Origin of the sequence: Asticcacaulis sp., assembly GCF_035497195.1 — a bacterium.
In the GTDB taxonomy this organism is placed as follows: Bacteria; Pseudomonadota; Alphaproteobacteria; order Caulobacterales; family Caulobacteraceae; genus Asticcacaulis.
The window spans coordinates 40015-65748 of sequence record NZ_DATJDZ010000022.1; the positions used below are offsets into that span (position 1 = coordinate 40015).

Annotated in this window: 28 protein-coding genes; 17 read left to right on the forward strand and 11 right to left on the reverse strand. The window is 58.6% G+C overall.

Features of this window, described 5'->3' with window-relative positions; translation table 11 throughout:
- Window positions 1-34 precede the first annotated feature (34 nt).
- Both VL130_RS13605 and VL130_RS13610 read right to left on the reverse strand, forming a co-directional pair.
- On the reverse strand, window positions 35-499 hold the full coding sequence (locus VL130_RS13605; RefSeq protein WP_325363470.1) for an EF-hand domain-containing protein: 465 nt from the start codon (window positions 497-499) through the stop codon (window positions 35-37).
- A 178-nt stretch (window positions 500-677) separates the two neighbouring features.
- Window positions 678-1139 (reverse strand): EF-hand domain-containing protein, encoded by a 462-nt coding sequence (locus VL130_RS13610; RefSeq protein WP_325363471.1) that lies wholly within the window; start codon window positions 1137-1139, stop codon window positions 678-680.
- 222 nt (window positions 1140-1361) lie between these two features.
- On the opposite strand from VL130_RS13610, the gene VL130_RS13615 reads away from it, so the two are divergent.
- The 5 genes from VL130_RS13615 (at window position 1362) to fba (ending at window position 7492) form a co-directional block, all read left to right on the forward strand.
- A complete protein-coding gene (locus tag VL130_RS13615; protein ID WP_325363472.1) occupies window positions 1362-2102 on the forward strand; it encodes a response regulator in 741 nt (246 codons plus the stop codon).
- Between the two features lie 12 nt (window positions 2103-2114).
- Complete coding sequence (locus tag VL130_RS13620) at window positions 2115-3707, forward strand: HAMP domain-containing sensor histidine kinase (RefSeq protein ID WP_325363473.1); 1593 nt, start codon at window positions 2115-2117, stop codon at window positions 3705-3707.
- 189 nt (window positions 3708-3896) lie between these two features.
- Window positions 3897-4919: a type I glyceraldehyde-3-phosphate dehydrogenase gene (gene gap, locus VL130_RS13625; RefSeq protein ID WP_325363474.1), complete on the forward strand. Its 1023-nt coding sequence runs from the start codon at window positions 3897-3899 to the stop codon at window positions 4917-4919.
- A 188-nt stretch (window positions 4920-5107) separates the two neighbouring features.
- On the forward strand, window positions 5108-6304 hold the full coding sequence (locus VL130_RS13630; RefSeq protein WP_325363475.1) for a phosphoglycerate kinase: 1197 nt from the start codon (window positions 5108-5110) through the stop codon (window positions 6302-6304).
- Between the two features lie 150 nt (window positions 6305-6454).
- Window positions 6455-7492, forward strand: coding sequence for a class II fructose-bisphosphate aldolase (gene fba / locus VL130_RS13635; RefSeq protein WP_325363476.1), 1038 nt, complete (start codon window positions 6455-6457; stop codon window positions 7490-7492).
- Window positions 7493-7632: 140 nt separating this feature from the next.
- Here the strand turns inward: fba and VL130_RS13640 are convergent, their stop codons facing one another.
- The 3 genes from VL130_RS13640 to VL130_RS13650 are packed head-to-tail and all read right to left on the reverse strand — an operon-like array spanning window position 7633 to window position 9572.
- The gene (locus VL130_RS13640; protein ID WP_325363477.1) at window positions 7633-8121 is read right to left on the reverse strand and encodes a hypothetical protein; all 489 of its coding nucleotides are present in this window, start codon (window positions 8119-8121) and stop codon (window positions 7633-7635) included.
- Between the two features lie 18 nt (window positions 8122-8139).
- A complete protein-coding gene (locus VL130_RS13645; protein ID WP_325363478.1) occupies window positions 8140-9267 on the reverse strand; it encodes a HigA family addiction module antitoxin in 1128 nt (375 codons plus the stop codon).
- Window positions 9267-9572, reverse strand: a complete 306-nt coding sequence (locus tag VL130_RS13650) for a hypothetical protein (protein WP_325363479.1) — start codon at window positions 9570-9572, stop codon at window positions 9267-9269. The genes VL130_RS13645 and VL130_RS13650 overlap by 1 nt, the downstream gene beginning before the upstream one ends.
- Window positions 9573-9752: 180 nt before the next feature.
- Between VL130_RS13650 and VL130_RS13655 the strand changes: the two genes are divergently transcribed.
- The 3 genes from VL130_RS13655 to folB all read left to right on the forward strand — a co-directional run bounded on the left by VL130_RS13655 (window position 9753) and on the right by folB (window position 11333).
- Window positions 9753-10364, forward strand: a complete 612-nt coding sequence (locus VL130_RS13655; protein ID WP_325363480.1) for a hypothetical protein — start codon at window positions 9753-9755, stop codon at window positions 10362-10364.
- A gap of 70 nt (window positions 10365-10434) precedes the next feature.
- Entirely contained in the window at window positions 10435-10980 is a 546-nt protein-coding gene (locus VL130_RS13660) for a 6-carboxytetrahydropterin synthase (RefSeq protein ID WP_325363481.1), read from the forward strand.
- Entirely contained in the window at window positions 10977-11333 is a 357-nt protein-coding gene (gene folB / locus VL130_RS13665; RefSeq protein ID WP_325363482.1) for a dihydroneopterin aldolase, read from the forward strand. Before VL130_RS13660 ends, folB begins: the two co-directional genes overlap by 4 nt.
- Here the strand turns inward: folB and VL130_RS13670 are convergent.
- The gene (locus VL130_RS13670; protein ID WP_325363483.1) at window positions 11320-11664 is read right to left on the reverse strand and encodes a hypothetical protein; all 345 of its coding nucleotides are present in this window, start codon (window positions 11662-11664) and stop codon (window positions 11320-11322) included. The two genes, folB and VL130_RS13670, sit on opposite strands and share 14 nt — an antisense overlap.
- 145 nt (window positions 11665-11809) lie before the next feature.
- Between VL130_RS13670 and VL130_RS13675 the strand changes: the two genes are divergently transcribed.
- From VL130_RS13675 to VL130_RS13685, 3 genes are read left to right on the forward strand one after another with little or no spacing between them, the layout of a single operon-like run.
- Complete coding sequence (locus tag VL130_RS13675) at window positions 11810-12361, forward strand: hypothetical protein (RefSeq protein WP_325363484.1); 552 nt, start codon at window positions 11810-11812, stop codon at window positions 12359-12361.
- 40 nt (window positions 12362-12401) lie between these two features.
- Window positions 12402-12944, forward strand: coding sequence for a DinB family protein (locus tag VL130_RS13680; protein WP_325363485.1), 543 nt, complete (start codon window positions 12402-12404; stop codon window positions 12942-12944).
- Window positions 12941-13360 carry a hypothetical protein gene (locus VL130_RS13685; protein ID WP_325363486.1) on the forward strand — a complete coding sequence of 140 codons (420 nt, stop codon included), beginning with the start codon at window positions 12941-12943 and terminating at the stop codon, window positions 13358-13360. Before VL130_RS13680 ends, VL130_RS13685 begins: the two co-directional genes overlap by 4 nt.
- On the opposite strand, the gene VL130_RS13690 is transcribed toward VL130_RS13685, so the two are convergent.
- The 3 genes from VL130_RS13690 to uvrB form a co-directional block, all read right to left on the reverse strand.
- Complete coding sequence (locus VL130_RS13690) at window positions 13357-13998, reverse strand: DUF3617 domain-containing protein (protein WP_325363487.1); 642 nt, start codon at window positions 13996-13998, stop codon at window positions 13357-13359. The two genes, VL130_RS13685 and VL130_RS13690, sit on opposite strands and share 4 nt — an antisense overlap.
- A gap of 148 nt (window positions 13999-14146) precedes the next feature.
- Window positions 14147-14551 carry a hypothetical protein gene (locus VL130_RS13695; RefSeq protein ID WP_325363488.1) on the reverse strand — a complete coding sequence of 135 codons (405 nt, stop codon included), beginning with the start codon at window positions 14549-14551 and terminating at the stop codon, window positions 14147-14149.
- 383 nt (window positions 14552-14934) lie between these two features.
- A complete protein-coding gene (gene uvrB, locus VL130_RS13700; RefSeq protein ID WP_325363489.1) occupies window positions 14935-17103 on the reverse strand; it encodes an excinuclease ABC subunit UvrB in 2169 nt (722 codons plus the stop codon).
- A gap of 654 nt (window positions 17104-17757) precedes the next feature.
- On the opposite strand from uvrB, the gene VL130_RS13705 reads away from it, so the two are divergent.
- From VL130_RS13705 to VL130_RS13720, 4 genes are all read left to right on the forward strand, one after another.
- On the forward strand, window positions 17758-18873 hold the full coding sequence (locus VL130_RS13705; protein ID WP_325363490.1) for a cell wall hydrolase: 1116 nt from the start codon (window positions 17758-17760) through the stop codon (window positions 18871-18873).
- A 270-nt stretch (window positions 18874-19143) separates the two neighbouring features.
- Window positions 19144-20868, forward strand: coding sequence for a HAMP domain-containing methyl-accepting chemotaxis protein (locus VL130_RS13710; RefSeq protein WP_325363491.1), 1725 nt, complete (start codon window positions 19144-19146; stop codon window positions 20866-20868).
- Between the two features lie 222 nt (window positions 20869-21090).
- Window positions 21091-21474: a hypothetical protein gene (locus tag VL130_RS13715; protein WP_325363492.1), complete on the forward strand. Its 384-nt coding sequence runs from the start codon at window positions 21091-21093 to the stop codon at window positions 21472-21474.
- A 248-nt stretch (window positions 21475-21722) separates the two neighbouring features.
- Complete coding sequence (locus VL130_RS13720; protein ID WP_325363493.1) at window positions 21723-22097, forward strand: hypothetical protein; 375 nt, start codon at window positions 21723-21725, stop codon at window positions 22095-22097.
- A gap of 106 nt (window positions 22098-22203) precedes the next feature.
- Here VL130_RS13720 and VL130_RS13725 read toward each other — a convergent pair whose 3' ends face one another.
- Entirely contained in the window at window positions 22204-22338 is a 135-nt protein-coding gene (locus tag VL130_RS13725; RefSeq protein WP_325363494.1) for a hypothetical protein, read from the reverse strand.
- A gap of 350 nt (window positions 22339-22688) precedes the next feature.
- On the opposite strand from VL130_RS13725, the gene VL130_RS13730 reads away from it, so the two are divergent.
- Window positions 22689-23207, forward strand: coding sequence for a TIGR02281 family clan AA aspartic protease (locus VL130_RS13730; RefSeq protein ID WP_325363495.1), 519 nt, complete (start codon window positions 22689-22691; stop codon window positions 23205-23207).
- Here VL130_RS13730 and dusA read toward each other — a convergent pair.
- Window positions 23191-24243, reverse strand: coding sequence for a tRNA dihydrouridine(20/20a) synthase DusA (gene dusA, locus VL130_RS13735; protein ID WP_325363496.1), 1053 nt, complete (start codon window positions 24241-24243; stop codon window positions 23191-23193). The genes VL130_RS13730 and dusA overlap by 17 nt on opposite strands.
- 118 nt (window positions 24244-24361) lie before the next feature.
- On the opposite strand from dusA, the gene VL130_RS13740 reads away from it, so the two are divergent.
- A complete protein-coding gene (locus VL130_RS13740) occupies window positions 24362-25498 on the forward strand; it encodes a tyrosine-type recombinase/integrase (protein WP_325363497.1) in 1137 nt (378 codons plus the stop codon).
- The last annotated feature ends 236 nt before the right edge of the window (window positions 25499-25734 follow it).

Here is a 25734-nt window from a genome sequence, read left to right on the forward strand (position 1 = left end):
CGCTCCGGGGAGATACGGACATCACAGAAACCAATCAGCGTCCTTGTTGGGGCGCCATATCCTTGTCGTGATGACGCCATCCCTTGCGGGCGGTCATCTCCGAGGCATCCAGGAAACCGTCATGGTTTGCGTCGGCCTTATCGAAGCGGGCCTTCGCCTGCGCTTCGCTTTCAGCCCACGACACCTTGCCGTCCTTGTCGGTATCGATGCGGGCGAGACGCTGGGCCTGACGGTCAGTGCGTTGCGCCTGCCAGCCAGCCTTGAGTTCGTCCTTCGTTACCTTGCCGTCCTTGTTCAAGTCGATCTCGTCAAAAGCCTTGGCGAGGCGACCTTTAGCTTCGCTCTTATCGAGCACGCCGTCCTTATTGGTATCCATAGCGTCAAAGCCGCGGCCGTGATGCTGATGTGCAGGCTTATCCATAGTCGTCTGGGCCCCAGCACCGCCAACAAGGGCAGCGCCGAGCGCCATCAGGGAAACAAACGTCAGTGTACGTGACATGGTTGAGTTCCTAGGGTGGATAGAACGAACAGTCCCCATTTGTGCCGTTATCTATCAAACGGCAGCGGTGATATTTTCCGTCGCAGAATTTTTCACAAAAAAAGACCGGAGCTTTCGCTCCGGCCAGGTGTGCCATCCACGGCATCGCTTTTCACCGCCGGGCGGTAAAATTCCAGGATTACTTTTCAGGCGGTGGCGGCGGACCATCCCCATCCGGCCCGCCTTCAGGCGGAGGGGGCGGCGCTTTCAGTTCCGCCTCATCGAGGAAACCATCCTTGTTTGTATCCATCCGGGCAAAATGCGCCTTCATCGGCGCGCTGAACTCGTCAAAACTGACCTTGCCGTCCTTGTCGGTATCGAGTCGCTTGAGGTCAGCCCCGTGGAAAGGCATGGGGCCGCCCCTGCCACGGGGGCCGTCATGTTCGCGGCCACGCCCATGATCCCCATCCGGTCTTTTCGGGCGGAAGGCATCGAACTCGGCCTGACTGATCACGCCGTCCGAATTGGTATCGATATCGCTGAAGGCCGGTCTCGCCGGGCCTTCAGTCTTTTGAGCGTCAGTTACGTCCGCCAGGGCCGGCAGGGTGCATATGCCGGCGAGCGTCAGGGACAGACCCAGCCAGTGAACCGTTTTGAACATGCTGTTTATCCTTGTCATTCCATCGGAAAGCGAGCTTTCCGCCGCCTTCGCCGAATGACAGGATACGCCCGGCATATTGCCCGCCGATGTCAGTCCGCCGGCAAAATCGGGCCGAATTAAGATTTATTATAACAGAGCCGACATCTGAAAGCCGTAAGCCTGCGTCATTCCGGGCACAGTTCTTTTTCTTACCCGGCATCCGATTTAGCGAGTATCATCCCCATGTCATCAACCGCCCTGTCCCGCATGTCCGACCCCGTAACCGCCACGCCTACCCGCATCCTCGTCGTCGATGACGATGCCGACCTGCGTGAACTGATCAGCACGTTTCTGGATCAGAACGGCTTTGAGGTTCAGGCGGCGGCCAATGGGCGCGACATGGAAAAAGTGCTGGCGCGCGGTGATATCCACCTGATCGTGCTCGATTACATGATGCCCGGCGAAGACGGCCTCAGCATCTGCAAGCGCCTTAATGAACAGGGCGGACCACCGGTCATCATGCTGTCGGCGCGCGGCGAGGAGATCGACCGCATTGTCGGCCTTGAACTCGGCGCCGACGACTACATGGCCAAACCCTTCCATCCGCGCGAACTGCTGGCCCGCATCCGCGCCGTCATGCGCCGCCGCGAAGCCCGCAACGGTGCCGGCGAAAAATCCCCCATCACCCACTTCTTCAACTGGCAGCTCGACAACATCAAGCGCACCCTGGTTCGCCCGGACGGCGTACAGGTGGCCCTCTCCAATGCCGAATTCGAACTGCTGCGCGTCTTCCTGGATCGCCCCGGCCGGGCGCTTTCCCGCGACCAGATCCTCGACTACCTGCATGGCCCGAACACCGACAGCTTCGACCGCGCCATCGACGTGCAGATTTCGCGCCTGCGCAAGAAGCTGAGCGACGACGCCAATGAAGACATCATCCGCACCATCCGCGGCATCGGCTATATGTTCAAGCCGCTGAAATAAAACGGATCTGTCTTGAGCCTCAAACCTGCCGACACCCCGCGCACACTGCTTATATCCCTGCCGATCTTCTGGCAGGTCATGGGTCTTAGCTTCGTCGTGCTTGTAATGGCGCTGGTCATCCCCGTGCTCGTGGTGCTCAAGGCGCCCGAACCGCCGCCTTCCGGTTACAGCCTGAACGAAGTGGCCACCGCATTGAAGACAGGCGAAGTCCGCCTGCAAAATGGCCACCGGCTGAAGGCCGCTACGGTCTCTGCCCGTCCTGCCTTTATCGACAGGATGCCCACTCCCGATGACCTCCACGCCCGCCGCCTCTATAATTTCCAGGCCGGCATTGCCCAAAAACTGGCGGCGGAACTGCATGTGCCGGTGGATACCGTATTCGTGCATGTCCAGCCGCATCGCCGCTTCGACGGCGGGCCGAGGTCGTTCGTCTTCCAGCGCGACGCCGGTGGCTCCGGCCAGCCGATATCGCCAGCGGCGGTTGTCGGTAACACCAAAGCTGATCCAGTGGGTGAAGCTGACCCTGGCCTGCCCGCCACGCCTGACTTTGACATGCCGCCCCCCGATCACGGCTTCAATGCTCCCGGTTCTGGGGGCCCCGGCTTTGGCGGCAATCGCGTCATCACCTTTAATGGTGAAACCCGCGCGGATATCTTTTATCCGGCCTTCAGCGCCGCCTGGCGGCTCAAGGACGGCACATGGCGGGTCATTACGCCGCCCCGGGAACTGATCGCGCCCTGGCAGGAAAGGCTTTTGCTCGGCTTCTGCCTGACTGCCCTGCTGATCCTGCCCCTGGCCTGGTGGCTTTCCCAACGCCTCTCACGTCCGATCATCGCCTTTTCCGAAGCCGCCGCCAAACTGAGCGTGGAAGATAATGCGCCGCCTATTCTTTCGGCCGGGCCGCTTGAGGTGCGCGCCGCCGCCGACGTGCTGAATGAGATGCAGGCGCGTATCCGCAAGCAGGTCGAAAGCCGCACCATGCTGATGGCGGCCATCGCCCACGACCTCAAGACGCCGCTGGCCCGCATGCGCCTGCGCATCGAGGACCTGCCCGGCCCCCTGCGTGAAAAACTGAACGGCGACATCGCCCACATGGACGGCCTGATCCGCAGCGCCATGAGCTTCACCAGCGCCCACAAGATGAACGAGACCCTGCGGCCGCTCGACTTCTCGTCCCTCGTCGATTCCCTGAGCGACGACCTGTGCGCTGTCTGCACCATGGAACCGGCGCGGATCGAGGACAATATCATGGTCAAGGGCGACGCCGTGGCGCTGAAACGCATCCTGATCAACCTCGTCGAAAACGCCGGACGCTACGCCGGCGGCTGCCGCATCGAACTGGCCTCGCGCGGCGGCAAGGCGGAACTGCGCGTCATCGATGATGGCCCCGGCCTGCCGCCGGACGCGCTGGAGACGGTGTTCGAGCCATTCCACCGGCTGGAATCGTCGCGCAACCGCGATACCGGCGGCACCGGCCTGGGCCTCAGCGTGGCCCGCGCCCTGACCGAAGCGCAAGGCGGCACGCTTACCGCCGTCAACCGCTATGAAGGCGCCAAAGTCACCGGGCTGGAACTGCTGATGGTCCTGCCGATGCTGGCGCGATAAATCGTTTCAGATTTGACCAATAATCCTTGGTTTTGGGCGGTAATTTCAAGGCCTGCATCTGGATTCCATCTGATAGCGTTACCATATCCGGGTCAGCGCGAAATAAGGCTTGACTTCAAAGCCTTGAGGTTAAAAAACCACCGCGCAATTACAGCGATTGGTGCTGCTATCTCATAAAAGGATTTCCCCATGGCTTTACGTGTCGCCATCAACGGTTTTGGCCGTATCGGTCGCAATATCCTGCGCGCGATCATCGAGCATAACCGCACGGACATCGAAGTCGTCGCCATCAACGACCTTGGCCCGGTGGAAACCAATGCGCACCTGCTGCGCTACGACACGATCCACGGCCGGTTCCCGGCCAAGGTCGTGGTTGAAGGCGACAGCCTCGTCATCACCGCCAATGGCAAGACCTACGCACCGATCAAGGTGACCGCGATCCGCAATCCGGCCGAACTGCCGCACAAGGATCTGAAGGTCGATATCGCCTTTGAATGCACCGGCATCTTCACCGCGCGTGACAAGGCCGCCGCCCACCTGGAGGCTGGCGCCAGGCGCGTCATCGTTTCGGCCCCTTCCGACGGCGCCGACAAGACCATCGTTTATGGCGTCAACCACGACACCCTGGCGGCCAGTGATCTGGTCATCTCGAACGCTTCGTGCACCACCAACTGCCTGGCGCCGGTCGCCAAGGTGCTGAACGACCTGTGCGGCATCGAGTCGGGCTACATGACGACGATCCACTCCTACACCAACGACCAGCCGTCGCTCGACCAGATGCACAAGGATCTGTATCGCGCCCGCGCCGCCGCCCTCAATATTATCCCGACCTCGACCGGCGCCGCCAAGGCGATCGGCCTTGTCATTCCCGAACTGAAGGGCAAGTTCGACGGTTCCTCGGTGCGCGTCCCGACCCCGAACGTGTCGTGCGTCGATCTGGTGTTCAACGCCTCCCGCGCCGTCACCAAGGAAGAAATCAACGCCGCCATCGTGGCCGCCGCCGACGGCGCCATGAAGGGCGTGCTGGGCTACACCGACGAGCCGCTGGTGTCGCATGACTTCAACCATGAACCGGCCTCCTCGACCTTCGCCCTGCCGCAGACCCAGGTGATCCAGGGCAAGCTGGTGCGCATCCTCTCGTGGTATGACAACGAATGGGGCTTCTCGTCGCGCATGGCCGATACCGCTGTCGCCTTCGGCAAGTTCCTGTAATCAGAAGGCCCTCAGCAATGAGGGCCTTTTCTATTGAACCTCCCCTAATATTAGGGGAGGGTGGCCCAAAGGGACGGGTGGGGTTATTTCCACACGCTGCCGGTGCCTTTTAACCCCACCACCGCTGCGCAAGCTTGCGGTCCCCCTCCCCTGAAATCAGGGGAGGTTCTGCAAAACGGAAGCTCCCCATGCCCTTCAAGACCCTCGATGACGTTTCCGATCTCAACGGCAAGACCGCGCTGGTGCGCGTCGATTTCAACGTGCCTGTCGAGGATGGCCGCATCACCGATGATACGCGCCTGAAAGTCGCCCTGCCCACCATCGAGAAGCTGATCGCCAAGGGCGCGAAAGTCGCGCTACTGGCCCACTTCGACCGCCCCAAGGGCAAGGTCGTGCCGGCCATGTCGCTGAAATTCGTCGCGCCCGCCCTCGCCGCCCTGCTCGGCAAGCCGGTCGCCTTCGCCGACGACGCAGTGGGTGACAAAACCGAAGCCGCCATCAAAGCGCTGCCGGCCGGCGGCGTGATCCTGCTGGAAAACGTCCGTTTCCATCCCGGCGAAGAAACCAACGATCCGGAATTCGCCGCCGAACTGGCGCGCCTGGCCGATATCTATGTCAACGACGCCTTCTCAGCCGCCCACCGCGCCCACGCCTCGACCGAGGCCGTCGCCCGTCTGCTCCCCGCCTATGCCGGTGAATCGATGCGCCGTGAACTGACCGCGCTCGACAAGGCGCTTGGCAATCCTGAGCGCCCGACGCTCGGCATTGTCGGCGGCTCCAAGGTCTCGACCAAGCTCGATCTGCTGAAGAACCTCGTAGGCTCGCTCGACGCCCTGGCCATCGGCGGCGGCATGGCCAACACTTTCCTCTATGCCCAGGGCCATGACGTCGGCGGAAGCCTGTGCGAAAAAGACCTGAAGGAAACGGCGTTGGAAATCCTGCGCGAAGCCCAGACCAAGGGCTGCCATATCATGCTGCCGCTCGATGTCGTTGTGGCGCAGGACTTCAAGGCCAACGCCCCGCATCGCACGCAGCCGCTCAGTGCGCCGCTCAGCGCCGACGACAAGATTTTCGACGCCGGCCCGCTGACTGTCGAAGCCCTCACCAATGTCATGGCCGGCTCAAAAACCCTGATCTGGAATGGCCCGCTCGGTGTATTTGAATTGCCCCCCTTCGACGCCGCGACCGTCGCCACCGCGAAATTTGCTGCGCAGCAAACAAAATCAGGTAAGCTGGTCGCCGTGGCCGGCGGTGGCGATACCGTCGCCGCGCTGAACCACGCCGGCGTGGCCGACGACATGACCTTCGTCTCGACCGCCGGCGGCGCCTTCCTCGAATGGATGGAAGGTAAGGTTCTGCCGGGCGTCGCCGCGCTGGAACAGTAGTTGCAGGGCTACTGTTGCGTTTAGGATTGGCGCATTTAAAATTTATGTTTGACTGAGGCAAAAACAGACCAAAGGTCACCTCAGCCGAATCTTTCAACCTCATCTGCCACAGGTGAGTTCATCAATGACCATGAAAAAGGGAAAATACTCATGGCTCGCATCAGCTTACGACAACTCCTCGATCACGCCGCCGAACACAATTACGGCGTACCGGGCTTCAATATCAACAATATGGAACAGGGCATCGCCATCATGGAGGCGGCGCGCAAGACCGCCTCGCCGGTCATCCTGCAAGCCTCGCGCGGCGCCCGCGCCTATGCCAACGACCTGATGCTGAAGCGCATGATCAATGCCCTGGCCGAAATCTACCCGGAAGTGCCGCTCTGCATGCACCAGGACCACGGCAATTCGCTTGGCACCTGCGCCTCGGCCATCCAACACGGCTTCACCTCGGTGATGATGGATGGCTCGCTGATGGCTGACGCCAAGACCCCCGCCGACTATGACTACAATGTCGATGTCACCAGGAAAGTGGTCGAGATGGCCCATGCCTGCGGCGTCTCGGTCGAGGGTGAACTGGGCGTGCTCGGCTCGCTTGAAACCGGCATGGGCGAAGCCGAAGACGGCCACGGCGCCGAGGGCGTCCTGTCGCATGACCAGCTCCTGACCGACCCCGACCAGGCCGTCGATTTCGTCGCCAAAACCGGCGTCGATGCCCTGGCGATTGCGATGGGCACCAGCCACGGCGCCTACAAGTTCACGCGCAAGCCGGATGGCGAAGTGCTGGCCATGCACGTCATCGAGGCCATCCACAAGCGCCTGCCCAATACCCACCTCGTCATGCACGGCTCGTCGTCCGTGCCGCAGGAATTGCAGGACGAAATCAACGCCTATGGTGGCGCCATTCCGCAGACCTGGGGCGTGCCGGTCGAGGAACTGCAAAAGGCCATCAAGATGGGCGTGCGCAAGATCAATATCGATACCGACCTGCGCCTGGCGATCACCGCCGGCATCCGCAAGTGCATGTCCGAGAATCCCGCCGGCTTCGACCCACGCGGCTATTTCAAACCGGCCTATGCCCTGATGCAGAAGGTCTGCGAAGACCGTTTTGAGCAGTTCGGCACCGCCGGCAATGCCCCGAAAATCAAACCGATCGGCCTCAGCGCAATGGCGCAGTTTTATCTGTAAGGATCGCTGGCTTTAGGTACACCAAAGGCCACCGTTACCGCGGTGGCCTTTTTGTTGGACACGAGGGAAACAAAATTTGTACGACGAGTCTCAATCCAGCCCAAGACCGCTGCCGCTCCCTATAACGGATTGCACCGCTTTTAGGCAACCTCATCGTCATCACGACGTTGGCGCGCTGCTGCTTCCATTTCCGCAACATCGTCGATGAAGTCCAGAATTATCTGAATAGGCTCTTCGATCGCGTTGTGATCGTTAAAATGGTCAACATCCTGTTTGACTTGGAAACAATCGTCTACGATAGATTTCCGGCGCTGAGCGAAAGACTTTTCCATGAATGCTCGCGGAGCACTGTCGATATCGGCCCATAGGCTCATCTGATGGCCATTTGTTGTGGTTCGCACGGAATGCTTCGCGCGATATTTTCGCCCCTTTTCATCCACACGCTTCTCCTGACGCAGGCTTTCTGCCAGATCGTCACGGCATAGCTTGGCCACATCACGAGGCGCAGGATGATAGAGGTTCTTCATAAGCGCCCATGCTGCGACTTCATCTAGCGAAACCGGAGCAGAATCGACCTCCTCACGATAACGGTCAAAGATCGCGCGCATCTGTTCTGGAAATGTAGTCATTGAAGCCCGCCTTATTAGTTAAAGTTCCGCTCGAACAGAGTGTCCCCATCCATCCGCCATGGTTGATGTCACCAAGTACTTCCGGATTGGGACTTGGTATTTTCGGAGATAGTCGTGCCGCTTCATTCGTCTCTGAAGCTGGCCAACGACGATGCCGGGATGGACGCCCATCAGCGCCGCGAACCCAATGACATCCCGTTCCGAAAAATATGGGTTCTTCCGAAGATAGAAGGAATCCATCTTCTGCTTGGAGACGCAAAAGTCTGCTGCGGCGTCATTTGCAATGCGCTCGATATCGCTTTCAGCTTCACCAGCGGATAGTCCTTCGCCCGATAAATGATCGATAATCCCGATGGTTTGCTTTCCATCTCCTTGCAAGATGTGCTCAATCTCATGTCGCAAGACAAACCAGAAATTGTCTACTCGATCGTACAAAGTAGACATACCGATAACCGGAGAATTGTCGTCCAGCCACGTACATACCCCGTCAATCTTAGCTCCTGGCAACACTTCGACGATGACGAAACGCACACCACACTCGGCAAGGATCGCGGGAACCTCAGCAATCAATTCGGGATCGACCATCAACGATCGCAGCTTTGGAAGCGCATTCTTGAGCGCCTCATTGGAAAACTCCGTGACAGACATCTCTCTAGAAAGTTGCCGAACACGATAAACCCAGGCCATCTGGTGGGATGGCGTTTCGTCATAGTGAGTCTTCTTCGCCGCGAAAGCGATTTGGGTGAACTCACGATCATTTGCCGCTTCCGAGAAGCGATTCATTTGAAGCTCAAGAAGCGAAGCTTCGCCATCCTGAATCCAACCACGACGAATCATTTCGCGGATTGGAAATAAGGCCTGCAAATGAGCACGCGTCCTGACCGCTGGATCAGGCTCTTTTGCATTCTGTAAATCGTACTGAGCTTGAAGGTTCAAAAAAAACTGCGGGTGCACGTCGAATGCGTCTCCCAGAAGGCGAGCCATGTCCGGAGTGATGCCACGCTTGCCAGATAACAACGTGTTTAGTTGCTGCTCTGTTTGTCCAAGGATGAATGCGAGATCACGTTGTGACCAACCGCGCTCTTCCAACTCGACTTTAAGAAAGATACCTGGCGGCTCGATTGGGACAATATTTGATGCAGCCATTACGCCGCTCCCCGCACTTGTTCTTCTATTCCCCTGATAACAACAGTCATTGCGTTATTCTTTTCTTTTATATGTAAAATCATCATCCATTGCGCCGACAAACTGACGAAATATTCGCCTGCACTTTCGGTCTGCTCCCGCAATCCGAGACTCTTCCAATTCAACATAGTGCGGACGTCCGGAGCAGCCTTTATTATCGGCAGCCGCCTCCTGACCGTCTGAATGACAGCTACGGGCAGCATCGCATCCGCAGCCCTCGGCGTTTCGATCAGAGCCAATCTTTTGTCGACGTACTCAATTTCCATGCTTGTGATTTAACCGACTCACAGAGGCCTGTCAACACGACTTAACGTAAGGCGTTAAGTTTAACTATAGTGTGTGTTTATTTTAGCGTATTATTGAAGAAACGCGCTGGCAAAACCCGTAAGGGCCACCTCTCCCCACAAATCTATCCCCTATCTATTTTCCCGGTGCATCCTATCCGTATGGCTTTGGATGACTGTACAGCACAGGAACACCTGACCCCGGAAGAGCGGCGCAAGCTCTTGCGCGCCTTTGCCGACCGGATGCTGTTGAAAATCACCGCCATGGACGATCCCGAAGATATGCCGGGCATCGAGCGCGCGGTGCGCGTGGCTGCCGTGATCGAACGCGTCTATAGCCGCTGCGACCGCGCCGAGCGCCAGATACACGACAAGACGCCCGATCCGCGCAAGCTGGAAACCGAGCGCGCCCTCACCGAGACCGCCGCCATCAAGGCCCGCGTCTCCCTGGCCAATACACTGAAATGGGGCGAGGCGCGCCGCCGCGATCTGGGACCATGGTGGGACGAAGCCCAAAAGGTCGCAAATTCCCAAACTCCGGCCCCGGCAAAATCTCGGAAGCCCGCCGAAACACCGGCCCCGCAAGGCAAGGTCATTTCTGCACAGCCGATGCCGGTGGACGGCAACAGGCCGGGCACCGGCCCGAAAATGCCAAACGTCACCTATGTCGATTACACCGATAGCATAATGGAAGCGCGCGCCGCGCTCGGCTTAAAGCCGATAGCTGAGGCGGAAATGACAGCAGCGGCGCGAAAGCGATCACCGCCCGGCTAGCCTTCCCGGACTTTGGCCGGATTGACTTTATTGCCGCTTTGCTGTTGAACGCCGGCAAAGGCTTTCAAGTATGCAGCTCCAGTTCAAACGCCGATTTTCCATGGCCCACCGCCTGCGCTTCGATCACAATTCGAAGTGCCTGACGCCGCATGGCCATAATGAATTTGTCGTGGTCAGCCTGCAAAGCAAGGGCGATCGTCAGATCCAGTGGGGCAGCGCCAACTACGCCGCCAGCTTCGCCGATCTGAAACGCCACTGGCACGGCTTTGTCGATGACAGCCTCGACCACGCCTTCCAGCTCGGCCACGATGATCCGATGATCGGCTATTTCCAACAGCACGAACCGGAATTGCTGCCGCGCCTGCTGGTCATCGAAGGCGACCCGACCACCGAGGCCGTCGCCACCGCGCTCTATATGAAGCTGAACGCCATACTGGCCGTGCACCTGCCCGATTTCGAATGCGTGCGCTTCGAGATCGAGGAAACCCCGACCAACAGCGTTATCCTCACCCCGGCCGATATCGCCGCCTGCCCGATCCGGCTGGGCGAATGGTGCCACCGCGCCGACATGAGCCTCAACGACCTGCTGCCGCCGGAAGCCTGGAGCGCCCTGTGACCCTTACGTCCCGCCGCGTCTTTGTCAAAGGCCTGAAGGTCGAGGCCGGCATCGGCATCTACGACCACGAACACGGCCGCGTCCAGCCGCTGATCATCGACGCCGTGTTCGATCTCGACCTGCATGAGATCCACGGCCTGAAGGATACGCTCAACTATGAACTCGTCGGCCAGATCGCGCGTGAGTTCATCGCCCGCGGTCATATCAAGCTGGTCGAGACCCTGGCCGAGGACATGGCGCGCACCCTTGTCGCCCTGCCGCATGTCCGGCGCGTCGAGGTGTCGGTGATCAAGCCGGAAGCCCTGTCAGACGCCGATCAGGCTGGGGTATGCGTGGTCTTCACGCGGGATTAGGCGTCGCCGTCAGAGCCGGGCAATTCTTTTGCCTGGCCAGGTCTTCCAGATGCAGATTGCGCTCAACAATCGACTTGGCCTCAATCTTCTGCGAATCGGACAGATCCAGAAGAAGGGGGGAAGCCAGCAACATTCCCAGATTGTCGCGTACCTTGTCCGAAGATTCGCCCGTCAGCTCCGTCCGGCGCCGCAGATTGTTGTCATATTCCGCCCGCAAGTGATCGCAGGTCAGGCTCGGATCAATATCCCGCGTCACCTGCAAGGGCTGGGCGACACGCCCGCCGCAACCCGCCAACATCAAACAGCCTATAGCGACGATCAGTCGTTTCATAACAGATTTCCCCCTTTAATGAACCGGGTACACAGGCACCGGTTCGCCGGACTACTGTTAAGCGCAAAAAAAGCCGATTGACAACGACTTTGGGGGGTGAAATGTAGGCCGCTCACAACTTAACCACTACCCTTGGGGGGACATCATGAAGAAATTTATCGGCGCCGCTGCGGCGTGCCTTATCCTGTCTGGCTGCGCGTCGGCGTCAAATCCCGGCGCTATGGCTGTGGCTGTGACGCAGCAAAGCCTGATCGACAGTCAATCGTCGCTCAGCCATGCCATCGCGGCCCCGACCGTGACCGGCGGCAAGACAACCAATCCGCTCTGGACATCAAAGGTTTCCGACGCTGATTTCGCCGAGGCCCTGCGTCAGAGCCTGGCGGCCAATACCATGCTGGCCACCGAGAATGCCCGCTTCAATCTTGCGGCGCAACTTGTCCAGTTGAAACAGCCGATGATGGGCCTGGATATGACGGTAACCGCCACGGTCAAGTACACCCTGACCAATACGGCCGGCGATGTGGTCTGGACCAAGGATATCGTCTCGCCTTATACCGCCAAGATGAGCGATGCTTTTGTCGGCGTAAAGCGCCTGCAACTGGCCAACGAAGGCGCGATCAAGGCCAATATCGAACAGCTGGTCACCGACCTGATCGCCGAAAGCAAGACCAACAGCCAGATGGCGGCGCTCAACTAATCCCTTGCGGCGTGGCTCCGGCTTGCGATAGGCTGGAGCCATGCAATTCAAGGATCATCTCCGCCTGATGGCGGCCTATAACAGCGTCATGAACGCGCGGTTGATCGCGCTCGTCACGCCGCTGCCTGATAAAGCGCTGCTGGAAAATCGCGGCGCCTTTTTTGGCTCGGTCCTCGGCACGCTGAACCACCTCGTCGTCGCCGACCTGATGTGGCTCAACCGTTTCCGGCCGCAGCCCTATGGCCAGATGCTTGCGCCGCTCGACGCCCTGCCGAAGCCGGCTGTCCTCGCCGATCTGCTCTATCCGACCCTGGCGGAACTAACGCCGGTGCGCAAAGAACTTGACGCGTTATATATCCGCTTTATCGATCAGTTGAGCGACGCCGATATCGCCTCTCCTCTATCCTACCGAAGCGCCACCGGCGGCGCCTTCACCAAGACGACCGGCCTGCTCCTCAGCCATGTCTTCAATCACCAGACCCATCATCGTGGCCAGATCACCACCCTTCTCAGCCAGATGGGGCTGAATATCGGCGTCACCGATCTGGCGCCGCTGGTCCCCAATATCGAGGTTTCAGAATGACCGCCAAGCCCCCTGCCGAGACGACCCTGAGCGGTTTGAAAGCCCTGTTCGCCGACGCCCGGCTAACCGCCTATCTCAACTATCTGCTGATCCTGTTCACCGTCATGACCTTCGGCCTGACCGCGCTGCTGGCCATGCTGGTCGCCAATTTCGCCGAGGACAAGGCGCCCGGCTGGATCAAGGGCCACTACGAATTCCAGAAACGCACCTTCTGGTACGGCATCGGCCCGGTTTTGCTGAACGCGGTCGCCTATACCTTCGTGCAGAAGAACCATATCACCGCACCGGCGATTACGGTTACTATGCTGCTTTTGCTGCTGTTCTGCCTGGGCTATACGGTCGGCCGCGCCGTCATGGGCTTCAATCACCTGCTGCACCAGCGTCCGATACCGAACCCCAGGGCCTGGCTGGCCTAATCGACAACATCCGGTGGCGGTGCTTCCGAAGCCGGGGCGTTCGCGCCGCCGCGATTGACGCCTTCCATGCCGAACAGGTTCATCTTGACGCCGTTATTGATCACGTCACCCGGCTTCTGGCCGGCCGCGCAGGCGCCCAACCGCTTTGAACTGACCACATAGTTGGTGACCCGGTTCATCTGGCTGCCCCCCGTGGTCTGGGAGCGCACGTTCATTTCATACTGGCTGTTGAAATCACCGGTCACCGAACCGGAATATTCGGTCACCACACCGGCGCCCAAACTGCATTCGGCCAATACGCCCCAGTTGCCCTCGCCCTGCGGACTGAAGGTTTTGGACGTGCAGGTATCGCCCGACAGATCGGTGCCGAGAATGCCGAGATGCTGATCGGTCAGGGCGTCGATACAGATTTTAAAGACCTCCGGCCGTTCCGGGCTGCCCTCTTCCGAAAGGGTCGTCTGCCACAGACCGGGTTTGCGCGGCGGCCGGGGCGGTGACGGCTTGGGCACGACGACCGGCGCCGGCGCGACCACGGCAGGCGGCGGCGCCTTTTCAGGCTTTTTGTGGCAACCGGCCAGTATGGCAAGGCCCGCCAACAAGGCGAGGCCGCTTATAACGCCAGTCCTGACCTGAGACATGTGTCTGGTTCCCTGTCCGTCCCCGCGACCCGCACATCGCAACACCTACGGGCACAGAATACGCGTTCCACCCCGGCAGAATGGGAAAGACTATGGGAAAATAATCCACAGCACCAGTGCTATAAACGGTGTCTGGGGAACTTTTTAGTTAACGCTTCTTGGAGATGACCTGAAGGGTTTGCAGGGTGCGCGGCAGTTCATCGGCCAAGCGGCGGCAGATTTCGCGGGCGCCGATCGAATAGACCTCACCGCCATCGGCGATTTCAAGCGCCGCCTTGGCGGTGGCGTCGAGCAGGACTTCGAATTCGGCGATCTGTTCGCGGGCGAGCGCACGGGCTTCTTCCTGCAAGCGACGGACACGCTGGGTGCGGCTCTCGCGGACCTGCGCCATGTCTTCGGGGTAGTTCGCCTTGTGGGTCACCGGCGTGGGCAGGCTCATCACCTTGTCGCCGTCGATCACCTGACCCAGGGCAATTTCTTTTGCCCCCGGTTTCGACCCAAGCGCGACCTCCTTGGAGACCGGCGGCACCACATTCAATCTAGTCCTACGCATCTCAATTAACCCCATTTGACGAACGCGATTACGGCGCGACACGAGACAGTTCTTAAAGGCAACCATCTCCGTTTGGCGTTAATAAGCTGTTTATATCGCAGCCCGAACCCAACGATGCGCCTCGAAAAATCATGCCTCAGCGCACATGTAGCCCACGACTGAGGGTCTCTCGAAATCAAATAAAAATCCAGTGGGAATGTTGTGTGGTTACGTCAAGAACGCATGTTTTATCCACAGCGTGGCCAGAATATAACGCTATTTGGTTAAAGCGGAGGTTGAGTGACCGTCATGGGCGAGTTTACGGCGCTCGGCACTCGCCCGCACGGTTTTTGCTGCACGGTATGTCCCTACTGCGACGTTTCCAGAATAAAGGAATTATATATTCAGCCGTTATCCAGCATATCCTTGGCGAATTCCAGATCGAGTGTTTTCAGGCGCTTGATCTCATCACGCAGGCGGGCGGCCGTCTCAAATTCGAGATTGCCGGCCGCCTCGCGCATCTTCGCCTCCAGGTCACGCAGGGTCGCCTGGAAGTTGGAACCGAGGAATGGCTTGGAATCCTTTTCGGCGACGCCCATCGGGATCTCGATCCGGCCGCTTTTCTCGAACGGCGAGTCGAGCACGTCCGAAATGCCGCGCTTGACCGATTCCGGCGTGATGCCATGCTCGGCATTATAAGCCATCTGCTTTTCACGGCGGCGGCTGGTTTCGGCCAGGGCGCGCTCCATCGAACCGGTCATCCGGTCGGCATAGAGGACGACCTTGCCGTCGACATTGCGCGCCGCGCGGCCAATGGTCTGGATCAGCGAGGTCTCAGACCGCAGGAAGCCTTCCTTGTCGGCGTCGAGGATGGCGACGAAGGCGCATTCCGGAATATCGAGGCCTTCGCGCAGCAAATTGATACCGATCAGCACGTCAAAGGCGCCCAGCCGCAGATCACGGATGATCTCGATGCGCTCCAGGGTCTCGACATCCGAGTGCATGTAGCGGACACGGATGCCCTGCTCGTGCATATAGTCGGTCAGGTTTTCGGCCATCTTCTTGGTCAGCACGGTCACGAGGCTGCGATAGCCCTGTTTCGCCACCTCACGCACCTCGGCGATAACGTCATCGACCTGGCTGAAATTATCCTTGTGCACCGGGCGGATCTCGACCGGCGGATCGATCAGGCCGGTGGGGCGGATAACCTGTTCGGCGAAAACGCCCTGGGTGCGCTCCATTTCCCATTTGCCGGGAGTCGCCGACACATAGATCGATTGCGGCCGCATGGCGTCCCATTCCTCGAACTTGAGCGGACGGTTATCCAGACACGACGGCAGGCGAAAGCCGTATTCGGCCAGCACCGACTTGCGCGCAAAGTCGCCCTTGTACATGCCGCCGATCTGCGACACCGAAACGTGGCTTTCATCGACGAACAGCAAAGCATTGTCCGGCATATATTCAAAGAAAGTCGGCGGCGGTTCGCCGGGACCCCGACCGGTCAGGTAACGGCTGTAATTTTCGATGCCGGCGCAGGCGCCCGTCGCCTCGATCATTTCCAGATCGAAGGTGGTGCGCTGGTCCAGCCGCTGCGCTTCCAGCAGCTTGCCCTCGGCATGAAGCTGTTCGAGGCGGTGCTTCAGTTCGGCCTTGATGCGGCCGACCGCCTGGTTGAGCGTCGGGCGTGGCGTGACATAGTGCGAGGCGGCATAGACGCGGACCTCTTTTAGGTCCTGCATCTTCTTGCCGGTCAGGGGATCGAATTCCTGGATGCTCTCGATCTCGTCGCCGAACATGTTGATACGCCAGGCGCGGTCTTCATAGTGGGCGGGGAATATCTCGATAACATCGCCGCGCCGGCGGAAGGTGCCGCGCTCGAAGGCCTGATCGTTGCGCTTGTATTGCAGGGCCACCAGATCAGCCCGAAGCTGGCCTTCGTCGATCGTCTGGCCGACCGTCAGATCGAAGGTCATGGCCGTATAGGTCTCGACCGAACCGATACCGTAGATGCAGGAGACCGAGGCGACGATGATGACATCATCGCGCTCCAAGACGGCGCGGGTGGCCGAGTGGCGCATCCGATCGATCTGCTCGTTGATCGACGAATCCTTCTCGATGAAGGTGTCGGTACGCGGCACATAGGCTTCCGGTTGGTAATAGTCGTAGTAGGAGACGAAATACTCGACCGCGTTATCGGGGAAGAAGGCCTTGAATTCGGAATAGAGCTGCGCCGCCAGGGTCTTGTTGTGCGCCATGATCAGGGCCGGCCGCTGGGTCTGCTCGATGATCTTGGCCATGGTGAAGGTCTTGCCGGAGCCGGTGACGCCGAGCAGGACCTGATCGTGCTCGTGGGCGTTAATCCCCTCCAGCAGGTCGGCGATGGCGGTCGGCTGGTCGCCCGCCGGTTCATAAGGCGCGGCCAGACGGAATTTCCGGCCGCCTTCCGACTTTTCCGGGCGCTCCGGTTTGTGCGGCACCCAGGCTGTCGGCTGGACGGGATGAAAGTCCGTCACGAACGCGCCGGAATTATCGGAGAAGCCGGGATTTTCAGGATTTTCGGGAGAACGCGCCATGAACACAACATAAGGGAGGATAAAAAAAATGAAAGGGGCGCATAAAATTTATGCCCCCGCCACGTGAGTTTTTGATAACGCCGTTTTAACTATTTCGGTCACCAGAACTTGTCAGCGGCGTCATCAAACAGGCCGGATTTCCGTTTGGATTCCAGCCGGTTATTTGGCTGCCTCAACCTTACGTTCGCGGAAAGGCGATTGAAATTCTGATGAAGACACCGCTTAACGCTTCGTTAAATTAAGCTTATCTGAATAAGAATTTGACTACAAAGCATTGGCAAATAATAAAGATTGGATGATATGTATAATCGATAAAACGATTACTTCACTCTTCCTGTCAATAAAAAGATTTTAAGCTGCAATCAATTCGCATGATATGCTTATATGTGAACATACAGAACGTCATACAACTATCCGTGACAAAGCATCATGACAGTTTCAACACATTTTGGCCACAATTGCCCCCTAGATAGCGGCCTGCTCAGCAGGTCCTATCTGTCCTGCTGGCGTGAGTCTCTGGCCTGTAAATTGCATTGAATAAGCGTATCGCAATCTACCCAGATGACTTTCCGGAGGGCACGTAACGCCCTCGTCACAGAGGACCAGATAGTCTTGATATCAATTTCGATTGCGCGCTATCGTATGCGCGCCCTCATGGCAGCGAGTGCAGTGGGTCTTCTGGTTGGCGCGTCGATTGGCGCGGCCTGTCTGGGTGGCCATCTGGCGCACGAAGGCAGCGCCCCCAAGGACGCCGCCCGCCTGATGATGGCGACACGCGACGGCAAGGTCGATATGGCGGCGCTCGATGCGGTCGGCACAGTCGATCAAAGCGCGCTCAATATAGCCATGCGCTTTTCGCAATATGCCGGCACCGGCACCGAGAACAGCCTGCTTGCCCAGAACCTGACCGCCATGCGAACCTCGGAGGACGCCCGTAATCAGCGCGACCTGCCTGACGCCAAACTGGTACTCGCCAGCAATATGACGCTGGCCTCCCCATTCAGCGCACCAGTCAACGCACCGGCCGTGGCCGCGCCTTCGGTTCGGGCCGCCGCCGCCATGAAGTTCAAAAGCGCCAACCGCAGCGATTCCGACTGCCTGACCCAGGCCGTCTATTATGAAGCGCGCGGCGAAGGCGTAGAGGGAATGCGCGCCGTCGCCCAGGTCATTCTCAACCGCGTCCGTCACCCCGCCTATCCGAAATCTATCTGCGGCGTCGTCTATCAGGGCGCCTACCAGCGCACCTCATGCCAGTTCAGCTTCGTCTGTAACGGCGCCATGGGCGCCCCGGTTGAAAGCTGGGCCTGGCGCCGCGCCAAGTCGGTCGCCGATGCAGCGCTTGGCGGTTATGTGATGGCGGCGGTCGGCACTTCGACCAGCTTCCACACCACTGGCGTCAAGCCGGGCTGGGGCGGCACCATGGACAAGGTCGCCCAGATCGGCTCGCACATCTTCTATCAATTCCGCGGTCGCGGTTCGCGCCTCGCTAATTCGACGGATGGCGTCCGTCCGTCCAGTGGCGTGCCGCAGATCAGCGCACCCGTTAACGCCGCACCGGCAGCGCCGGCGCTCGATACCCAGACCGTCGCCATGCTGAATGCCCAATCGAAAGCGGCCGCCCTGGCGGCCAAGCCGAACGCGGCCCGCCCCGTTCAGGTCTCGGCCCAGATCCACGGCAAATCGGCGCATGATATTATCGCCGAAGTGACTTCAGCCAAGGCCCCGGCCGTTTCGGCGCCGGTGGATACCGCCAAGGGCATCGCTCAATAAAAACAATACCTCCATCTACCTGAAAAGCGCGCCTACCCTTACCGGTCGGCGCGCTTTTTTGCATTTTCGCCATTGCTTTTTACACTTTCGTCATTCCGGGCAACGGCGTTAGGATTTCAACAACCTTAATCTGACAGGTTGACGCAAAGGCTCATCTTAACCATGAGTCGCAATGGGCGTTTGCGCGCCTATACGCGGCCTGTGGCGAGGAAAGTCTGAAAGAAATTCAACGCCTTTATCCTATTTACAAGTTTGTCAGGGGCCACAATAATGACGAAACTCAAAACCGCTAATCCCGCCGGCGGGATGAAAATCTCCAATTGGTCGTTCACCATAAAATTCATGGCGCCCGCTGCGGTCGCCACCGCCCTTATGGCCGTGCTGGCTTTCGGCGCCATTTATGTCATGAACGGCCAGGGCAAGACTATTGACGCCATCAACACCAAGGCCCTGCCTCAGATCGTTGAACTTGGCGATATCAAGTCTTCCATCAAGGAAGCCAACGGCCAGCTTTATAACGCCCTGACCAAGAAGGCGACCGACCCGACGGCCAACGCCTCGGCCACCGTCACCCAGGTCACTGAAGACCTCGGCAAGATTGAAGCCCGCGTCAAGGCTGACGCCGGCAAGACCGCCGATCCGGCGCAAAAGAAGCTGCTCGGCGATCTCGGCAAGGAAGTGAAAACCTATAAGGAAGCCGTCGAATTCGCCGGTTCCGTCATGGATGTCGATTTCGCTTCGGTCGGCCCGATGATGTCGCAGTTCGACGATGGCTACGCCAAGATGTCGGACATCAGCGACCAGTTGATCAAGGCCAATGTCGCCGCCGCCACCCAATCCGCCACCGACGCCAAGGCCGCCCAGACCACCGGCATCAGCCTGCTGACTATTTTCGCCGTCATCATGGCCTGTATTTCCGGCACGATCGCCTTCGTCTTCTCGCGCGTCACCGTCACCGGCATCAACCGCATCGCCAAGACGACCGAGGAACTGGCCAACGGCAACCTCGATGTCGATATCTCGGCCCTCGCCCGTCGTGACGAACTGAAGTCGGTCGTCGACAGCCTCAATGTCTTCAAGGCCAATGCCGAAGAAAAGCAGCGCCTGTCCGATATGGAAGCCGCCACGAACAAGACCCGCGAAGAACGCGCCAAGCAGATGGCTGAACTGGCCGAACGCTTCCGCCACGAAGCCCAGGACATGCTCGACGCCCTCGGTTCCGCCGCTTCGGATCTCGACGCCAACGGCCGCACCCTGCTGACCATCGCCCAGGAAAACGAGCGCCGTTCGCAAGACGCCGTTGGCTCGATCCGCAACTCGGCCGATAACGTCCAGAACGTCGCCTCGGCCACCACGGAACTTAGCGCCTCGATCGGCGTTATCGGCGACCAGGCCGTCCGCTCGGTTGAAATCGCCGCCGAAGCTGTTTCGGAAGCCGACCGCACCAACGCTTCGATGGCCGAACTCAGCCGCGCCGCCGATCAGATCGGTGAAGTGGTTGACCTGATCAACGCTATCGCCCAGCAGACCAACCTGCTGGCCCTGAACGCCACCATCGAATCCGCCCGTGCGGGTGAAGCCGGCAAGGGCTTCGCGGTCGTGGCCTCGGAAGTGAAGTCGCTGGCCCAGCAAACCGCCAAGGCCACCGACGAAATCCGCGAACGCATCAAGGACATCCAGTCGGCCGCCTCGAACGGCGTCAACGCCATCAAGGGTATCGGCGAAACGATCAAGCACATGAACGAAATCGCCTCGTCCATCGCCGACAGCGTTCACCAGCAGGGCGACGCCACTAACGAGATCGCCCGCAACGTCAACGAAGCGTCGGACGGCACCTCGATGGCCTCATCGTCGGTCTCGCAGCTTTCCGCTTCGGCCGCCGATACCGAAAAGGCCTCAACAGAAATGCTCGGCGCCGCCAACCAGCTGACGCAGCGCACCGAAGCCATGAGCGAAAATATCCGCCGCTTCCTGTCGGAACTGACGGCTGCTTAAAGCGTAAAAAGCCTGCATGGCCTCGCAGGCCTGACGCCAAGAAAAGGAACGGAGACACTTTATTGTGTCTTCGTTTTTTTTGACGAAATTTTAACCATATTGCACTGCGGTACGATTCATACGATGTTAAACCTTCGGTCGTATTTACGCAGCACGGGCCTATCATACCTCCTCCACAGGCCCTCAGAACCCTGTTGTAAAACCCTGCGTGAAAGTTGCAAAATGCACATCTCGACCTCCAAGGCCCTGCTGGCCGGCGCCCTCGCCCTCTCCTTCGCTCTCGTCACCACCCAAGCCTTCGCGGATTGCGATGAAGGCCAGGAAACAATGGTCGGCAAGGCTATCGCCGCCGCCGCCAGCGCCAAGATCGCCCCGGTCGTTCCGACTCAAAGCAAGAAAATGATCAATCTCGAAACCTGCGACTCCGCCGGCGGCAACCTGATTTCGGAATTCAAGTTCAATGTCATCGGTTCGGACGGCCTCTACTGGGTCACCGGCACGGCCAAGGTCGCCGGCGGTCAGGTCGCCGACATGAAGTTCAGCAGCCTTAGCCCGAACCTGGCCGCCGCCTCGTCCAAGGCCGGCGTCAAGCTCGCCGCCAACTAGGATTAAAACGAGGGCGGCATGATCCCCCCGTTTTTTGCGATTTAAAAAGATGCGGAAAATCTCCGCATCTTTTTTTATGTCTTTTCAGGCGGCTGGCGGTCGTTAATCTTTGCATCGTTACATGCCAAGGACTCGGCCCGCCTTCCGTTAAGCGACCTTAAGGAAGTCTTTCCAGCCGGTTTAACTGAATGTTTTCCTCTCTCGTATAACATCGGTCTTACCCTGAAGAACCTCAAGGAGAGAAACAGATGATCAAGAAAACCCTTTTCGCCGCCGTCGCCATCATGGCCCTGTCGGCCGCCGCCGCCAGCGCCACTCCCTGTTCCGACGACCAGGAATCAGCCGCCGGTATGCTGGCTGCCGGCGTCGCCAAAAACGCTGTATCCAAGGTTGTCGCCGTTACCGGCAAGCAGATGGTTAATATTGAATCCTGCGAGTTCCGCGCTGGCAACTACCAGGTTGACTACAAATACAATTTCCTCGCCGCTGACGGCCTCTATTGGGTTGAACTGTCGGCCAAGTTCGGCGCAGACGGTTCCGGTGCGACCACCAAGGTCACCAAGTCCAGCCCGAACATGGCCGCCGCTGAAGCCAAGGCCGGCGTCAAACTGGCCGCCAACTGATCCTGGCCACACGATCCGTTCTGAAAGCCTTTTGACTTCGGGCGAAATGAAAAACCCCTCGTGAGCGATCACGAGGGGTTTTTCATTTTAGGGGTAGTGCGAGCCTCTACTTACGGTGGATCGGCTTGAAATCCTGCGGACGACTGACCGCGCGAGGTTCCTTGCTGCGCGGACTGCCGAAAAGCCCTCCGAACAGGGCGAAGGACGTCATGGCGTGTTGTTTCTTGTCTTGATCTTGCATGGGTTGCGTCTCCTTTTCCAAATGCGTTGATGGACCAGAAGACGCGGCGCAGCTCGCAGGGGTTTTCACCCTCTCAGTCGTCGTCGCGTCGTAGGTTAACTATGACGAAAACATTCCCCCATTGCAAGAACTAATCCGAACACGGATCATATTATATTCTTAAAATTAAATAACTAATTGTTTTTATTTATATTAATTTATAATAATGCGCGTTGAATTTGTCTATTTTTTAAATCAGAAACACATCACGCCGATTCACCATAAAGCAACCCTCTTCGAATAAGATGAGCGCAGGGTCAAAATGACTCTTCGGCGAAGATCAGGCCGATGCGGCGCGGAGTGTCAGTTTTATGTTTAAATCAGCGATCGTTTTGGGCAGCGCCGTCTTCTGCGCCGTCCTGGCCGGCACGGGCGTTCTGTCACTCGGCCAGCACACGACCCAGGCCGATGTCGCCATGCCGGAAGCCGCCAGCGTCATCGACACCAGCACAACTACCGATACGCATGTCACCGCCATTCCCAAGGCGAAGGACGGCCATTTCTGGGCCAACGCCACGGTCAATACCAGGGCCGTGCGCTTTCTCGTCGATACCGGCGCCACGGTCGTGGCCCTCACCCCGGCCGACGCCCAGCGTCTCGGCTTCGATGCCAAAACCCTGACCTACGACCGCGAAGTCACTACCGCCAACGGCAAGACCTACGCCGCTTCGGTCAATCTCAGCGTCGTCGGCATCGGCCAGAGCACCGTGCGTAATGTCGACGCTATGGTGGTGAAAGAAGGCCTGACGACCTCACTGCTCGGCATGAGTTATCTCGGCCGGCTGTCGCGTTTTGAAGCGACACCATCGAGCCTTATCCTGCATCCTTAAGCAACTCATAGGCCTCACGACGACTATCGACCGCAGCCAGCGCTTCACGCACCGCCGCAATCGCCCGATCCATAACCTCAAGCCCGGCGCCCGGCGCAATTGACTCCACGGTCATGATCCGGCGGAACGCCCGTGCGCCCGGCAGGCCGTGCATGATCCCAAGCATATGGCGGCTCATATGCGAAAGCGGCACACCGATCGCCAGTTGCCCCGCCATATAGGGCCGATAGGCTTCCAGCGCCTCAAATGGCCCGACATCTGCCTGTTCGCCGAAAAACAGGCGATCAACCTGCCCCAATAGCGCCGGCTCATGATAGGCGGCGCGGCCGAGCATCACACCATCAACGCCCTGCGCCAGATGCGCCTGCGCCTCTTCGAGCGTGCCGATGCCGCCGTTGATAGCGATAATCAGGTCCGGATAGGCGCCTTTCAGTTCATAAACCAGTTCATAGTCGAGCGGCGGCACGTCGCGGTTTTCCTTGGGTGACAAGCCCTTCAGCCAGGCCTTACGGGCATGGACAGCGAAAGAGGTCACGCCGGCCTTGCGGCAGGCTTCCACCATGGCAAACAGGCTGTCGTGTGGATTTTGGTCATCCACACCAATGCGGCATTTGACGGTTACCGGCAACTTGGTCGCCTCGATCATGGCGCGCATACCATCGGCCACAAGTTCAGGCTCGCGCATCAGACAGGCGCCGAACGCGCCCGATTGCACACGATCCGACGGACAGCCGCAATTGAGATTGACTTCATCATAGCCCCAGTCTTCGGCGATCCGGGCGCATTGCGCCAGTTCATCCGGCTCAGAGCCGCCAAGTTGCAGCGCCACCGGATGCTCTACAGCGCTATAGCCGAGCAAGCGTTCGCGGTCGCCATGGATCACCGCCTTGGTGGTGACCATTTCGGTGTAGAGCAGGGCATGGCGTGTGAGTGTGCGATGAAAGGCGCGACAGTGCCGATCCGTCCAGTCCATCATCGGCGCAACGCTGAATCGGGAACTCTTTTCCACACCCTGTTTTTTAATAATATCAGTCATTTGCCGACTTATCCACGCTATTATTCACACCCGTTAAAGCTCGTTTTAGCCCATTTATACATCGCGAGCACATCAATGATGTGCTATTGAAACTCATGATGTGCTGCAGGAGAAGACTATGGGAACAGTCCATCCCAGAAAGCGAAAAGACGGTACCACAAGCTACCAGGCCCAAGTGTTTATAAGGCGTTCCGGCGAAATCGTACACCGTGAAGTGCGGACTTTCGACCGAAAGCAGGCCGCAGCGGCCTGGCTTGAGGTGCGGGAAAATGAGCTAAGCACGCCCGCGGGGCTGGCCTTAGCACATCATAAGGACCCCGTCTTGTCGGATATCATCGATCGGTATGTGGACGAATCCCTAAAGGCGATCCGCAAGACCAAGGGCCAGGTGCTGAAATCCATCAAGTCCTTCGAGCTTGCGGATCTGCATGCTTCTAAAATCACAAGCGAAGACCTTGTGGCGTTCGCAAGAGAATTGAACAAGACGCGCACGCCGCAAACCGCAGGGAACTATATATCCCACCTTGCCGCCATTTTCACGATCGCGCGCCCAGCCTGGGGCTACAGACTAAGCGATCAGGCGATGAAGGACGCAGTGACCGTCTGCAAGCGTTTGGGTCTCATCAGCAAGAGCCGTGAACGCGATCGCCGTCCGACACTTGAGGAATTAGACGATCTCCTGACCCACTACAGGGATCGTGAGACGCGAACCAATAGTATGCCGATGACAAAGATCGTACCCTTTGCGATGTTCAGCACACGACGCCAGGAGGAAATCGTTCGGATCAAGTGGTCTGATCTCGACGAACGGAACGCTCGCGTTTTGGTTCGGGACATGAAGAACCCAGGCGAGAAAGTGGGGAATGACGTCTGGTGCGACCTGCCTCCGGAGGCACTGAAGATTGCCTTGTCTATGCCGAAAGTGGCCGACGAGATCTTCCCCTACTCTGTCCATGCCGTGACCAAATCGTTCACCAACACCTGCAAGTTGCTCGACATCGACGACCTGCATTTCCATGATTTGCGCCACGACGGGATTTCCCGCCTGTTCGAACTCGGACACTCCATTCCGCGGACAGCCTGCGTAAGCGGACATAAATCCTGGGCGAGCCTGAAGCGCTACACGCACATTCGTGAGTGGGGCGACAAATACGCGGGATGGAAATGGTTTGACATGGCCTTCGCGCCCTACCTCAGCGAAATGGCAAATGGCAAGGTCCGATCGCCCAACGGTTCAACGAAGCGACGACGATAGTTGCGCAGCTTGGTGGGTTTGCAGTCATTCACGCCTAACGTAGCAGAGGATCGACAATATAGCGTTGATTGCCACTGGAACAACGTATTCTCGTCCAAAGACATCCATGCTCGATAACTGGCGCAGCAACCGGAATTTAAACCGGCAAATAAACCGGCAGAAGTTCAGCGATATAAATTATAGTACATTGTTTTATATAAATATTATACATTAGACAACCGGAACAAAAACCGGCA